General features: G+C 54.0%; 6 protein-coding genes and 3 pseudogenes. 6 read left to right on the top strand and 3 right to left on the bottom strand.

Annotated elements, in window-relative coordinates; translation table 11 throughout:
- Nucleotides 1-387 precede the first annotated feature (387 nt).
- Nucleotides 388-1,331 (top strand): annotated as a pseudogene (locus HX823_RS29980) (IS5 family transposase).
- Between the two features lie 175 nt (nucleotides 1,332-1,506).
- Here the strand turns inward: HX823_RS29980 and HX823_RS29975 are convergent.
- The 3 genes and pseudogenes from HX823_RS29975 to HX823_RS29965 all read right to left on the bottom strand — a co-directional run.
- Nucleotides 1,507-1,803, bottom strand: a pseudogene (locus tag HX823_RS29975) (acyloxyacyl hydrolase); the annotation flags it as partial.
- Between the two features lie 50 nt (nucleotides 1,804-1,853).
- Nucleotides 1,854-2,941: pseudogene (locus HX823_RS29970) on the bottom strand (IS3 family transposase).
- Between the two features lie 514 nt (nucleotides 2,942-3,455).
- Nucleotides 3,456-4,043 (bottom strand): MarR family winged helix-turn-helix transcriptional regulator, encoded by a 588-nt coding sequence (locus HX823_RS29965; protein WP_050572493.1) that lies wholly within the window; start codon nucleotides 4,041-4,043, stop codon nucleotides 3,456-3,458.
- A gap of 209 nt (nucleotides 4,044-4,252) precedes the next feature.
- Here HX823_RS29965 and HX823_RS29960 point away from each other — a divergent pair, with 209 nt between their 5' ends.
- The 5 genes from HX823_RS29960 to HX823_RS29940 all read left to right on the top strand — a co-directional run bounded on the left by HX823_RS29960 (nucleotide 4,253) and on the right by HX823_RS29940 (nucleotide 10,259).
- Nucleotides 4,253-5,593, top strand: coding sequence for an MFS transporter (locus tag HX823_RS29960; protein WP_235165507.1), 1,341 nt, complete (start codon nucleotides 4,253-4,255; stop codon nucleotides 5,591-5,593).
- A gap of 110 nt (nucleotides 5,594-5,703) precedes the next feature.
- A complete protein-coding gene (locus tag HX823_RS29955) occupies nucleotides 5,704-6,678 on the top strand; it encodes a PDR/VanB family oxidoreductase (RefSeq protein ID WP_038850250.1) in 975 nt (324 codons plus the stop codon).
- A 46-nt stretch (nucleotides 6,679-6,724) separates the two neighbouring features.
- Complete coding sequence (locus HX823_RS29950) at nucleotides 6,725-8,044, top strand: Rieske 2Fe-2S domain-containing protein (RefSeq protein ID WP_038850251.1); 1,320 nt, start codon at nucleotides 6,725-6,727, stop codon at nucleotides 8,042-8,044.
- A complete protein-coding gene (locus HX823_RS29945; protein ID WP_038850252.1) occupies nucleotides 8,044-9,270 on the top strand; it encodes a Gfo/Idh/MocA family protein in 1,227 nt (408 codons plus the stop codon). The genes HX823_RS29950 and HX823_RS29945 overlap by 1 nt, the downstream gene beginning before the upstream one ends.
- Nucleotides 9,267-10,259 (top strand): ABC transporter substrate-binding protein, encoded by a 993-nt coding sequence (locus HX823_RS29940; protein WP_038850253.1) that lies wholly within the window; start codon nucleotides 9,267-9,269, stop codon nucleotides 10,257-10,259. The genes HX823_RS29945 and HX823_RS29940 overlap by 4 nt, the downstream gene beginning before the upstream one ends.
- The last annotated feature ends 99 nt before the right edge of the window (nucleotides 10,260-10,358 follow it).

Below are 10,358 nucleotides of genomic sequence, written 5' to 3'. Positions count from 1 at the left end.
GCCTTGGACATCGCACCTTGAAAACCAATGATACCTGCGAAAGTATCTGGGCTGGAAGCGAGCATACGAAACATATTTGGAATAAAACCAACTTGGCTACCAATTGCATCGAGGGTGGAGTGGGTGTTGGTGGGAGCTTGGTCGCGAGTTGGAATAGTAATACGTGCCATCTGTAGATCCTCTTTCATTTAGCCGTTGTTGGCGTGAGAGGAAGCTTATGTTTTCAACCCTGGTTTGATAATCCCCCGATATCGGGAACCACCCTTTCAGATTTCGAGAATTTAGAACTTTACCCGGCAGCATTGTATACAGACGAGGTTAGGGAAATCCTGAAAAAGACTTCCTGATTTGGCAAAATCCCCAGAACGCCTGTCGCCGAGTTTTCCGATGAAGCAAATGACCCTCGCCGATGCCGAGTACGCCGGTAAGCGCAAACAGGCCCACAAGGAACTGTTCCTGATCGAGATGGATCGGCTAGTGCCCTGGAAGCGGTTGGTCGCCCTGATCGAACCCCATTACCCAAAGGGCGAAGGCGGTCGTTCGGCCTATCCATTGATGGCGATGCTGCGCGTGCACCTGATGCAGAACTGGTTCGGCTACAGCGATCCGGCGATGGAGGAGGCGCTGTACGAAACCACGATCCTGCACCAGTTTTCCGGGCTGAGCCTGGAGCGTAGCCCTGACGAAACCACCATCCTCAACTTCCGCCGCTTGCTGGAAAACATGAGTTAGCCGCCAGGATATTAGGTGTGATCAACGGGTATCTTGGTGATCGTAGGCTGTCGTTGCGACAAGGCACCATCGTCGATGCGACGATCATTCACGCGCCAAGTTCGACCAAGAACAAAGATGGCAAACGCGATCCCGAAATGCACCAAACGAAGAAGGGCAATCAATATTACTTCGGCGCCAAAGCGCATATCGGTGTCGACGATCAGTCAGGCGTGGTGCACAGCGTGGTGGTCACAGCAGCTAATGTTGCAGACATCACGCAGGTCGATAAATTGCTGCATGGCGAGGAAAACGTAGTGTGCGCTGATGCTGGCTATACCGGAGTCGAGAAGCACGAAGAACATACAGGACGCCAAGTCATCTGGCAGGTTGCAGCCCGACGCAGCACCTACAAAAAGCACGGTAAGGGCAGCGCATTGTACAAAGCGATGCGCAGGATCGAGAAAGCCAAATCCCAGGTTCGCGCCAAGGTTGAGAATCCGTTCCGGGTGATCACGCGTCAGTTTGGTTACACCCAGGTGCGCCTCCGAGGTCTGGTCAAGAACACCGTACAGATGGTAACGCTGTTCGCCCTGTTGAACCTATGGATGGCGCGCTGACACTTGCTATCCAATGCGGGAGAGGTGCGCCTGTGATAGAATAAATGGCTGCTGCGAGGTGCTCGCAATGGCAAAAAAGCATGAGATAGACGGCAGATTTGATCCAATTTGTTCGGCTACCGTTTTTGAAAAAGCCTATGACGAAGTAGCCGGAAAACATGGGGCTACTTCAGACCATCCCTAACTCTATGTAGAGCTTGATACTTTGGCCTGAAAATTCATAAACCAGTACAGGTGAGACGGACAAGCTATTGTTAGCAGCCGTCTCATCACCTTCCCAATAGGTGTATGCTCCACTCCAATAGCCAGTTAAACGACCGACTTCGGTCTGCCACCAACTCTTGTTCCAATCGACTTGCAATCACAAACGATAGGTCATGGTGGATTAGCCAGTTTGCCCTACCGCTAACTCTACTCCAGCAGCTTGCGTGGCAATATTGTGTCCCAACAATGTGGCCGCAACCGCCTCCAGGCAAAACGAATGGTAATCCCCCCATTTCTAATACACGTCAGAGATAGACGTCAGGCCACTAAGGCCAACTTCTTTTTAGGGGTGATGCCTCCAAGTGCCATATTCGAGCGCTCGTAATTGTATGTCGAGATCCAGTGTGTGCCGTAACCCTTAACGTCCGCTATCGATTCAAACAGATAATGCCCCAGCCAGTCGTAACGCACCGTGCGGTTATAGCGCTCGACGTAGGCGTTTCGCTGCAGGTTGCCCGGCTGAATATAATCCAAGCGGATACCCCGTTTCTCGCCCCACCCAGTGAGTTTGGCACTTATAAATTCGGGCCGTTATCGCTGCGGATTGCCTGCGGGCTTCTGCGCCATTCGATGACCTGATCCAGCGCTCGCACTACACACTCAGCCGGAAGAGAAAAATCAATTTCCATGCTGCGCGCTTCCGGGCTGAAGTCGTCAATCAGATTGAAAACCCGAAAGCTGCGTCCGTCCGACAACTGATCGTGCATGAAGTCCATCGACCAGCACTGGTTGCTGGCTTGCGGAACAGCCAGTGGTTCAGGCTTTTCGCGCATGGTACGTTTGCGCGGCTTGATGCGTAGGTTCAGTTCCAGCTCGCGGTAAATCCGGTACACCCGCTTGTGGTTCCAGCGGTAGCCTTTGACGTTGCGCAGGTACAAAAAGCATAAGCCGAAGCCCCAGTTTCGCTGGTTGTATGTCAGGCGGATCAAATGATCCGCAATCTCAGAGTTTTCAGACGCCGTGCGTGGCTGATAGCGATAGCAGGGATAGTGACCACGAAAGCCAGGCACACCAGCCTGTGATGCTACACCGACCGGAACGAACAACCTCTAGTGCCATCTCTCGTCGCCGAGATTGCGTCACCACTTTTTTGCCATGGCTTCCTGGATGATCTCGGCTTTGAGGCGCTCTTCGGCGTACATTTTTTTAAGCTACCGGTTCTCTTCTTCCCGCTCACGTATACGGAGCATTAGCGAAGCGTCCATGCCGCCGAATTTGGTGTGCCACTTATAGAACGTGGCAGAACTGATGCCGTGCTCACGCCACAGCTCTGGGGCTGGGGTTCCAGCCTCTGCTCGCTTGAGAATGGCCATGATTTGACTGTCTGAAAAACGCGATGTCTTCATGCAAAATTTCCTTGATCCGGTCAGGAGAAAATTCTACTTCTGATGCGTACTTTTTTCAGGGGGATTACCCTTTCACCGCCCAGATGAGCAAGTGGCGCAGCCATGAACTCGCTACATATGGATACTTGGCTGCCTCAGAGGTTGGATCTTTCCACCAGACCTGCCAATGTGATTGGTGCACACCGCCCTAACGCAAGGAAACCACAATAAAACGCAGGATCGCCGTGTTCACTCGCAGGAACGCGTACATGGTGCCAGAGGCTCAGGTGCTGCTGGGTATTCTCAAAGTTGAAGGCGCATAGTTTTTCAATGGAAGGCAAGCTGCGTAGAGGCGGCCCCGGTTGCTGCGCTCATCAGGGGGGTGAGGTACAGCCTTCCTGACGTTGTTCACAGGTGTATGAAAAGCGGAACGCCAGGAGACGAGGCGATCTGAAGATGCGCCAGCGCTCAGCTTGAGAAACAGTCTTATTCCGACGGATTGGAGCACTAAATTTCAACGGTTTGCGACACGGCATTAATCCGGACAAACAGTCTCGCCACGTTCATTGATCATGCGTCCAACCTCCCGCGTTGACGGTACCCGATGAGACGGATTGATGGAATTCGCTTCAGCGTTTGCGAGGTTCTCTATTACTGTTAATAGAACGTGTCGTGCTGTTTCGACGTCTTGCTCCTTAAGCCCGGCCACACTCACCTCGTTGACTTCTAGCGCCAGAGGAATCAAAACATCCTTCAGCCGGCGTCCTTCCTCGGTGAGGAAAACGTGAACATTTTTTTTATTTTCCGGCCTCTGCTGTCGGGCTACGTAACCCAGTTTTTCCATCGCCTTCACCGCTGCGAAAGTCGTAGGCTCCATCAGTCCAGCCTGAGTGCTGAGCTGTTTTTGAGTCAACCCGTCTGTCTCCCAGAGGATTCGCAAGAATGCCCAATGACCAAAGGATACGCCGTGTTCAGTTAATCGCATCTGCAGCGCTCTGATCAGCGCGCGCGTTGCATCCTTGACCAAGTGAGCGAGACGATCATCAGGCACAACATCGTGCCAATGCCTGAGTATTTCCTGGGTTTCAGGTTGTTTGGGGGCCAAGGGCTTTGGTGCAGTCATATCAAGGTCCGTTCTCATCACTCGCGTCAGCGGAGTAAGCATAACGCGTTGTCGAAACACATGCGTCAGCTCATAAAATAATTAGATATCGTTCCTTTTTCATTGCGTGCAGAAAAAAATCGCCATACTATCTTAGAGACCTAATAAAAAAGCACGCCAGGCTTTGGCTGCGCTACACAAAGTCCGAGGCGTGCACAATGACAACAACAATGACAGATGCCGTGCCCCATCTTCTCCAGCGCAACCATGAGCGCATCGATAAGATCTATAGAAAAGTCACGTTACGCTTGATGACTTTCATTTTCGTGGCTTGGGTTCTCAATTATCTGGATCGCGTGAACATCAGCTTCGCGCAGGCTTACCTGAAGCACGATTTAGGTATGAGCGATGCTGCTTACGGACTCGGCGTAAGCTTGTTTTTTATAGGCTACATCGCTTTGGAAATACCCAGCACGCTTTACCTGCAAAAGATTGGTGCCCGGTTGACGATCACCCGGATCATGATGCTGTGGGGGTTGATCTCAGCGTCCATGGCATTCATGACAACGCCCACTCAGTTCTACATTGCCCGTGCCCTGTTGGGCGCTGCCGAAGCCGGCTTCTGGCCTGGAATCATTCTTTATCTGACCTATTGGTATCCAGGTGCCAGGCGCGCTCGCATCACATTGCGCTTCTTACTGGCCATCGCCGCAGCGGGAATCATCGGCGGTCCCCTGTCCGGTTGGATACTCACGCATTTCGTTGACGTCATGGGAATGAAAAACTGGCAGTGGATGTTCATCCTGGAAGGTCTTCCTGCTGCTGTAATGGGAGTGACGGCCTACTTCTATCTGGTAGACAAACCCGAGCAGGCAAAGTGGCTCGACGACGAGGAGAAGTCCATTATTCTCGACGCGCTGGCCGCTGACCGCGCGGGCAAGAAGCCCGTTACCGATAAGCGTCATGCTGTGCTGGCTGCGCTCAAGGATCCGCGCGTGTACGTCCTTGCTGCTGGTTGGGCCACCGTGCCGCTATGTGGCACGATCCTCAATTACTGGACACCTACCATCATACGGAACACTGGCATCCAAGATGTACTGCGAGTCGGATTGCTTTCCACCGTGCCATACATCGTGGGGGCGATCGCCATGATTCTCATTGCGCGCAGCTCCGACATTCGTCTGGAGCGTCGTAAGCACTTCTTTATCAGTATCGCCTTCGGTGCCTTGGGTGCCTGCCTGCTGCCTCACGTTGTGGACTCGGCCATTATTTCAATTACTTGCCTGGCAATGATTGCAGTGTCGTACTTTGGCGCCGCAGCGATCATCTGGTCGATTCCTCCGGCTTATCTTAATGATGAGTCCGCAGCAGGGGGCATTTCGGCGATCAGCTCTCTTGGTCAGATCGGAGCGTTCTGTGCGCCCATCGGATTGGGCTGGATCAACACAGTTACCGGCAGCCTCGCAATCGGACTGACGATAATCGGGATACTGGTCCTGGCGGGGGGTTTGGCAGTTCTGATTGCGGTGCCAGCTAACGCCTTGAGCGAAAAGCCACTGACCGACGAATAGGATAAAGCAGCCTGATTGGTTGAAGCACGCCTAAAAAACGTTAGATATCTACGCAATTCTCGGTTCGTGGGCGTGCTTAATCCGCAATCCGATGTAATGAGGAAACAGCGATGAGTAGTTCCGAACAGCTCGATGATGGGTTCACAGGCCTCAAGGTGACCGCTAAATCCGAAATTGCCCGCGGCATTTTCCGCTTCGAATTGGCCCACCCGCAGGGGATACATCTGCCAGCGTTTACGGCCGGTGCGCACCTCAGGGTAAGGGCGCCCAACGGAAGCATCCGCAATTACTCATTGAGCAACGACCCGCAAGAACGTGAGCGTTATGTCATTGCGGTCAAGCGTGACGCCAACGGACGAGGCGGTTCGGTGAGCATGGCAGATGATATCAAGATAGGCGACTTGCTACCGGTGGCAACACCGCAAAATGAGTTCGAACTTACCGAGAACGCCCGGCAATTCATCTTCGTTGCCGGAGGCATCGGTATTACCCCGATCCTATCGATGATGCGTCACCTGAAGGCCAGCACCGTCATCCCCTTCAAACTTTACTACTGCACCCGTAATCCGGAACTCACCGCCTTCAGGGATGAGCTGCTGGGGGCCGAATTTGTTAACACGTCAGTCATTCACCACGACTTCGGCAAGCCAGCAGACGCTTACGATTTCTGGCCTGTTTTCGACAAACCAAGCAGCGGTACACATGTGTACTGCTGTGGCCCCCGGCCGTTGATGGACAGCGTGCTGGACATGACGGGGCACTGGCCACCCGGCTCCATACATTTTGAAAGCTTCGGTGTCGACCAGAGTCGCTTCGCCGAAAACCGGCCTTTTTCGGTGACCCTTGGCCGGAGCGGAATCGACATCATAATTCCCGCCGACCGTTCAATTCTGGAGGTTTTACGCGACAACGGTATTCGGACACCAAGTTCTTGTGGGAGTGGCACCTGCGGCTCTTGTCGTACCCGTCTGATTGAAGGTGACGTCGAGCATCGCGACATGGTGCTGCGTGAGGACGAACAGCACGATCAGATCATGATTTGCGTTTCCCGAGCCAGAAATGACGTGCTGGTACTCGACCTTTAGGCGAGACCTTTTTTACAAACGATTAGTTGAACGCTGGAGATATTACATGTTGACCCCTGAAGAGAACCTGTTGCTCTGCCGCGTCGAAGGTGACGCGCCGATGGGCCAGATGATGCGCCGTCACTGGACACCTGTGTGTTTGCTTGAAGAAGTCAGCGAGCCTGACGGCACGCCTGTCAGGGCCCGTCTGTTTGGCGAGGACTTGGTCGTGTTCCGCGACACCGATGGTCGCGTTGGTGTCATGGACGAGTATTGCCCACATCGCCGCGTATCGCTGCTCTACGGCCGCAATGAAAACTCGGGATTGCGCTGCCTCTATCATGGCTGGAAGATGGATGTGGACGGTAATGTGGTGGAAATGGTTTCCGAGCCTGCCGCCAGTAACATGTGTCAAAAGGTCAAACATACAGCCTACAAAACTCGTGAATGGGGCGGTTTCGTTTGGGCCTACATGGGACCACAGGACGCAGTTCCCGAATTTGTGCCACCGGCCTGGGCACCCCACGATAAGGTTCGAGTGAGCATCGCCAAGGCGATCATTCCTTGCAACTGGGCGCAGATCCTGGAAGGTGCCATCGACTCGGCACACAGCTCAAGTCTGCACTCATCTGACTTCGTTCCAGCACGGGTTGGAGGCGCTGAGGCGACCGCAAAAAAATGGTTACGACCTTCTACGGACAAAGCACCACGAATGCAGGTTGACCGCACCAGCTATGGCTTCCGTTATGCCGCTCTTCGCCGTCCCATTCAGAATGCAGCCACCAACGAGTATGTGCGATCTACAGTGTTCGTAGCCCCTGCAACCGCGCTGATTCCGCCGAATAACTTGTATAACGTGGCAAATATCAACGTACCCATCGACGACACCCACACAGCCTTCTATTTCATGGCCTGGGGAAATCCCGATAACACCCCGGAAACCGAAACCTGGCGCAAGTTCCTCGGCCAGCAGCCCGGCATTGATCTGGACAGCGGCTACCGTCCGCTACGTAACAACGAGAACCATTTCTGGCAAGATCGTGAAGCTATGAAGAACGGTAATTTTACCGGCATCAAAGGCTTCCCCAATCAAGATATTGCTATGTGGGTGACCATGGGGCCTATCGCCAACCGATCCGATGAGCGCTTGGGCGCCAGTGACCTTGCAGTAGTGGAGTTCCGCCGAGTGATGCTTGATGCCCTGGCAGCATTCCAAGCGGGTGATACCGCTATCGGTACGGGTGAAAAAACGATCCCTTCCAGTATCTGTTCGTTTCAAGCGATCGTGCCCAAGGACATCGACTGGCGTGAATATAAAAGTCATTACGTATGGGCTGGCGGCGATGCCAATATGGTAGCCGAGCCTGATTACGAGGTCCGTGCGTGATGGCCAGCAACGCAGAATCTTCGCGGCGGCTGCGCCTAGGCATAGTCGGTCTAGGTCGGGCATTCACCCTCATGCTGCCAACCTTCCTGGCCGACCGACGCGTTCAATTGGTGGGCGCCTGTGACCCGCGGGCGCAAGCCCGTGAGCAATTCGAAAGGGATTTTGATGCTCCTGCCTTCGAGACCATCGAAGCCTTGGCTGCCGACAGTAACGTCGACGCCTTGTACATCGCTAGCCCGCATCAGTTTCACGCTGAGCACACCCATATAGCCGCCGCTCATCGCAAGCACGTGCTAGTCGAAAAACCCATGGCGCTGTCTCTCGACGAATGCGATCGGATGATCGCCGATTGCGCCGATGCTGGCGTGAAGCTGATCGTTGGACATTGCCACAGTTTCGATACCCCCTACCTGCGTACCCGGGAGTTGATCGGTAGCGGCAAGTTTGGCGCAGTGAAGATGATTCAAGCGCTGAACTACACCGACTACCTGCTGCGTCCTCGCCGCCCGGAAGAGCTCTCCACCGCTGAAGGCGGCGGAGCAGTATTCAGCCAGGCAGCACATCAAGTAGATGTGGTCCGTTTGCTAGCTGGCAGTCGCGCTACCCGTGTCCGCGCGGCAGTGGGTAACTGGGACCGCGCCCGGCCAACTGAAGGCGCCTACACAGCCACTCTATGGTTCGAGAATGGGGCATTCGCATCCATTACCTACAACGGCTACGGACACTTCGACTCCGACGAGTGGATGGGGTGGATTGGGGAAATGGGCAAGCCAAAAAGCCCTGAAGCTTACGGCGGCGCCCGTCGATTGTTGCAGCAGGTGCAATCGGCAGATGAGGAGGCGCGACTCAAAGCTGAGAGCACTTATGGCGGTACACGCTACGTCAGCCCCTCTCCTACCGACGACGCGATGGCCTTCCAGCATTTCGGCCCGATTATTGTGTCGTGCGAAGGTGGCGACCTTAAGCCCGTGGCGGATGCCATCATGCTCTACGGCCCGAATAGTCGTAATCGACTGATGCTTGAACGGCCAGCGGTGCCGCGGTCCGAAGTCATAGACGAGCTGTATCTGGCTCTGTTTTACGGGATCACGCCGCTGCATGACGGTGAATGGGCTCGCGACACTTTAGAGATCTGCCTTGCCATGCTGCGATCCAACGAAGAACAACGCGACGTCACACTGGGTATGAATGCTGCAGTCACTCAAATTTGCGAGAACCAATTATGAACAAATTGAACCTATCCATAGCTGTGGGCAATTATGATCGCATTCGGCCATTGGTGGACGACGAAGTACAGATCGATGGGGTCGACCCAATCTTTATGCTGCAAGATCCCGAAGAGATTTTCTTTCGGGCATTTCGCCATGCTGACTACGACATCTGCGAGTTATCGTTGAGCAGTTACAGCGTTAAAACCGCAGCGGGCACCAGTCCCTATATTGCTGTCCCTGTCTTCCCATCCCGCGCGTTTCGTCACTCTTCGATTTACATCCGCAATGATCGCGGAATTGAGTCTGCGGCAGACCTCAAGGGCAAACGGATCGGGGTGCCGGAGTACCAGTTGACGGCGAACGTATGGGTTCGGCTGTTCCTGGAAGAAGACCATGGTTTGAAAGCCTCGGACGTCACCTGGGTTCGTGGTGGGTATGAAGAGGCCGGGCGTCTGGAGAAAATTGTTCTGAAGCTACCGGCAGATGTCATCGTCGAGAACGCCCCAGAGACTGAAACGCTTTCTGGCATGCTCGCCTCCGGTGAACTGGATGCCGTGATCGGTCCACGTGCACCTTCCTGTTTCACTCAAGGTCATCCTAGGGTCAGCTATCTTTATCCTGATCCTCAAGGAGCGGCCTCGGACTGGTATCGCCGCACTCAGCTATTCCCGATCATGCACTTGCTAGGGGTCCGGCGCACGCTCGCCGAGCAGCACCCATGGTTACCCGGGGCCATAGCCAAGGCATTCGAAAAGTCCAAGTCTGTGGCACTGCGCAAATTGAGCGACACCTCCGCTACCAAGGTAACGTTACCGTTTATCGAGGATCAGTTAAGAGCGGCCCGCCAATTGCTCGGTGAAGACTTCTGGTCCTATGGTTTCGAAGCAAATCGTCATGTACTCAGCCGCTTCCTAGAACGCCATTACGCAGAAGGATTGTCGTCGCGCTTACTTCAGCCCGAGGAGCTGTTCCATTCAGCTTCGTTGGAGAGTTTCAAGATTTAACGGAAGTCGTAGCGAAGGTTTAGTGCACTGAGCATGTTAATAAATTTTGTGACTGTCCCTATCGTGCGGGTAGATGGCGGTCACGATTTTTTTACATCT

This window comes from Pseudomonas sp. P7759 (assembly GCF_013386445.1).
Lineage (GTDB): Bacteria > Pseudomonadota > Gammaproteobacteria > Pseudomonadales > Pseudomonadaceae > Aquipseudomonas > Aquipseudomonas azotoformans_A.
This window is presented reverse-complemented; position numbering and strand designations above follow the sequence as displayed.